The sequence below is a fragment of the Streptomyces sp. NPDC002698 genome, from assembly GCF_042888945.1.
In the GTDB taxonomy this organism is placed as follows: Bacteria; Actinomycetota; Actinomycetes; order Streptomycetales; family Streptomycetaceae; genus Streptomyces.
This window is the reverse complement of record NZ_JBIAQM010000085.1, coordinates 1-2,915: the sequence shown is the minus strand read 5'-3', so window position 1 is coordinate 2,915 and position 2,915 is coordinate 1. Positions and strand designations below refer to the sequence as shown.

Sequence of the window (2,915 nt, the reverse complement as noted above, 5' to 3'; positions counted from 1 at the left end):
ACCGCCCCGCCTGACCGCGACGAACCCGCGCCGCTCGTCACGCTCGTTGGTGCGCGACAGTCGGGTGGGGCCGTGGCGCCGTTGGCGCCCGGGCCCCTCCACGCATTCCGTGAGAGGTGCAAGGACCGCGGACGACACGTACAGCCGTCTCGACGACGACTGCCCCGTTCTTCACCATGGGCCGGCCGCCGATGCTCGGCACCACCCAGGGCTTTCTCGACGAAGCGCAGCGCATCAATGCCGAATACCGGCGCGTTGCCGGATCAGCGAACCCAACAGCCCTGGCATGAGGCGGGTAGGTCCTGCAACTTCCCCGCGGGCTTCGCGGCTGCCGCCCATGCAGACTGCCCGGAACGCAAGCGTTCCGGGCAGTCTCGTCTTTCAAAGACCTGGGGTTGAGAGCGATCCAAGGTACGGAGAGGAACTCTCACTAGAATTCGCTGCTGTACCGCTGGGGCACCATGTGCGGGCGTTTTGGGTGGCGTTCGTGGTGCCGCCGCACTGCTCGGGCGAGTACGACGGCCACTCGGACTTGCGTGCCGTCCTTGTCCGGCAACGGTGCTGGATTCCGGCCCGGTTGTCAGGCAGCCCGAGCGAGCTGGGCCCGTCCGAACAGCAGGGCGTATCCGTCAGGGAGCTGGGCGATGATCCGGGCGATGAGGTCGTCTCCGGCCAGGCGGGCGACGACGCTAAGGACCGAACCGGTGTCCCAGCGGGTGGTCGCCAGAGGGCCGCCGGTCCGTTCGGCGAGGTCCTTCACGAAGCCCCAGCCGGTCAGTGGCCTGTCGGCGGGGATCTGCGAGACAAGGTAGCCGGCTGCTTCCTGGGGCAGGCGGGCGGCCAGCTCCACCCGTTCGTCGCCCGTCAACTGGCGGCCCAGGGCCTCAAGCACCCGGCGTACGACGTTTTGTGCCTGTCGGCGAGTGGGGTAAACACCTTCGTATCGCACCTTCTCCAGCATCTGGTCGAAGGTGACTGCCGTCGGAACAGAGGGCGCGGGGGGAGAGAGAAGAGTCATGGCGACGACTTTCCTTGCGTGAACCGTTATTCCTGCTGCGGTGAACCGATTGCCCCGTGTGAACAGCGTGAACCGCGCTCCTCGCGTAATCGGTTCTCCGGTGTGGAGCGTGGGAGCCGGTGCCGCCGGGGCCCAAGGCGGAAAACGCGGGCGAACAACCCTTGGGCCCCGGTCGGCGGAGGGGCGGCCGGAGGATCAGCTGTCGAGTTCTCTGCGGTCGCCGGTGCTGCGGACGCTGATCTTGCGGGGCCTGGCCTGCTCGGCGATCGGGATGCGCAGCGTCAGGACGCCGGCCTCGTAATCCGCGGCGATGCGCTCCGTGTCGAGGGTGTCGGCCAGGACGATCTGCCGGGAGAAGACACCCAGAGGCCGTTCGGACAGTTCCGTCTGGGCGCTCTCGGACCGTGGCAGCGGGCGTCGCTCCGCCCTCACGGTGAGCATGTTCCGCTCGACGTCGATGTCGAGCGCGTCGGGGTCGATGCCCGGCAGGTCGAAAGCGATGACGTACTGGTCGCCGTCACGGTAGGCGTCCATCGGCATCGCGGAGGGACGGGACCACGTTCCCGGACCCATCAGATGCTGGGCCATGCGGTCGAGTTCACGGAACGGGTCAGTGCGCATCAACACGGAAAACACCTCCAGATGAGTTCAGGCAGTTGCTGCCAATGCGCTTCACCTGACTCCGTTGTAGCATGTCATCCAAGCGACGACAAGTTCAGGCGTCATCTAACCGATGACAGGCGCGCGCCGACCTGGGAAGGAGAAGGAATGAGCGACGACCCGCCCACAGCACCGGCTTCCTTCGCGGCGACGGCCACTGCGCTCGAGGCCATTGCCCAGGCCATTCAGACGGCACGAACCGCCGACGCTGCCTCCACCGATGACCCCGAGCAGGCCATAGCCGCACTGCTGCTCCTGCGCGAAGTACGGGAACAACTGGCCCACTGGGAGCCCGCGCTGATCGAGACCGCCCGGGAGGCCGGCGCAAGCTGGTCCGACCTGGCCCACCCGCTCGGGGTCTCCAGCCGCCAGGCCGCCGAGCGCCGCTACCTGCGCGTGCGTCCCGGTGAAGCCGGCACCACCAAGGAGCAGCGGGTGCAGGCCACTCGAGGCCAGCGTGCCGCGGACCGGTCCGTCATGTCCTGGGCCCACGACCACGCCGCCTCGCTGCGCCAGCTTGCCGGGACCATCACCGCCCTGCCGGATCTTCCCGCCACCGCGACTGACGCACTCACGGCCCTGCACTCCGCACTCGGAGACAGCGACCCGGCCCACCTTCTGGGTCCCCTCTCTGAGACGGTCCCTCACTTGCGGTCCGCTCATCCCGACCTCGCGGACCGCGTCACCGACATCGGCCGGCACACCGGCGAGATGCGCGAGAGCGAGCACCGTCAGCGCTCTTCCAGCGGACCGTGACAGCCCTAGGGGCGATCGGCGGGAGCCTGCCGCCGGTCGTCGCAACCACTCAGACGTCATTTCAGTTGGCGAGTCGGCGGTGGCACATGAGCGTCGCGGCGATGGCGGTGAAGTCCAGGAAGTGTTCCGGCTTACGTTCGTAGCGGCGGTGGAGGCGTCGGCAGCCGGACAGCCAGGACACGGTCCGTTCGACGACCCGCGGTGTCGGCCCAAGCGTCGGGATGACTCGATGCCTCTGCGGGCGAGGCGGTGCCGAATGCCGCGCGAGGACAGCCAGCGCCGCAGGTGCGGTCTACGCCCTCTCGCCGGGGCGACCGCCTGCCCGTACGCCGACAGGCCCTGCCTGCAAAAATCATGGAGTGCATTGCTCAAGTGCCTGAAGCCGGGTAGAACGCCGCAATGTGGACACTCGCCGGTCATGGCCACTGAACCGCACACTCTCTTGGCGTCCTCCTCTGCCGGGGTCTTGTTGCTGATGGTG

General features: G+C 68.0%; 3 protein-coding genes and 2 pseudogenes. 2 read left to right on the top strand and 3 right to left on the bottom strand.

The genetic code is table 11. The features are described from left to right. Positions 1-109 precede the first annotated feature (109 nt). Positions 110-290, top strand: a pseudogene (locus ACFYW9_RS41375) (hypothetical protein). Between the two features lie 290 nt (positions 291-580). Here the strand turns inward: ACFYW9_RS41375 and ACFYW9_RS41370 are convergent. Together ACFYW9_RS41370 and ACFYW9_RS41365 are read right to left on the bottom strand one after the other, a co-directional pair. Continuing rightward, entirely contained in the window at positions 581-1,018 is a 438-nt protein-coding gene (locus ACFYW9_RS41370) for a DUF2267 domain-containing protein (protein ID WP_389160359.1), read from the bottom strand. A 195-nt stretch (positions 1,019-1,213) separates the two neighbouring features. After that, the gene (locus ACFYW9_RS41365; protein ID WP_389160357.1) at positions 1,214-1,645 is read right to left on the bottom strand and encodes an Hsp20/alpha crystallin family protein; all 432 of its coding nucleotides are present in this window, start codon (positions 1,643-1,645) and stop codon (positions 1,214-1,216) included. A 141-nt stretch (positions 1,646-1,786) separates the two neighbouring features. On the opposite strand from ACFYW9_RS41365, the gene ACFYW9_RS41360 reads away from it, so the two are divergent. Continuing rightward, the gene (locus ACFYW9_RS41360) at positions 1,787-2,434 is read left to right on the top strand and encodes a type III effector protein (protein ID WP_389160355.1); all 648 of its coding nucleotides are present in this window, start codon (positions 1,787-1,789) and stop codon (positions 2,432-2,434) included. A gap of 61 nt (positions 2,435-2,495) precedes the next feature. On the opposite strand, the pseudogene ACFYW9_RS41355 reads toward ACFYW9_RS41360, so the two are convergent. Beyond that, positions 2,496-2,722 (bottom strand): annotated as a pseudogene (locus tag ACFYW9_RS41355) (IS5/IS1182 family transposase); the annotation flags it as partial. Positions 2,723-2,915: the final 193 nt, after the last annotated feature.

Bases quoted from the DNA above. Each gene is read 5' to 3' on its own strand.
- ACFYW9_RS41360 (WP_389160355.1), top strand. From the start codon at position 1,787: ATGAGCGACGACCCGCCCACAGCACCGGCTTCCTTCGCGGCGACGGCC.
- ACFYW9_RS41370 (WP_389160359.1), bottom strand. From the start codon at position 1,018: ATGACTCTTCTCTCTCCCCCCGCGCCCTCTGTTCCGACGGCAGTCACC.